This is a genomic window from Chromohalobacter sp. HP20-39, from assembly GCF_033052815.1.
GTDB lineage: Bacteria > Pseudomonadota > Gammaproteobacteria > Pseudomonadales > Halomonadaceae > Chromohalobacter.
The window spans coordinates 1-308 of the sequence record NZ_JAWHTP010000442.1; the positions used below are offsets into that span (position 1 = coordinate 1).

1 protein-coding gene is annotated in these 308 nt (G+C 72.1%); it reads right to left on the reverse strand.

Translation table 11 applies throughout. The features are described from left to right. On the reverse strand, positions 1-308 hold a 308-nt coding region (locus RVY79_RS18735), incomplete at both ends, for a transglutaminase family protein (protein WP_317466059.1).

A 308-nucleotide genomic window follows, 5' to 3' on the forward strand; every position in this document is an offset into this window, starting at 1 on the left:
TACCTGCAGCTCGGCAGCGGTGGCCTCCACGGCGGCCAGCAGGTCAAGGTAGTCGTCCAGTTGCGTCAGCGGCGGCATGAAGACGTGCAGCAGGCGTTTGCCGCTGCCGAAGGCGTCGTGCTCGACCTTGGGGCCAGCAGCTCGGGCTGGGTCGCGCGCTTCCACGCATAGCGCGGTGCGGTGCGTCCACGAGGCTGACTCGCCTCGCGCCGGCACACGCTCCACCGCTGGCTGGCCAGCGCCCACGCCCAGCGGGGACGACGGTTCGGCCGCGCCATCGGTGCCATCGGTGCCTTCGCCCCGCTCAC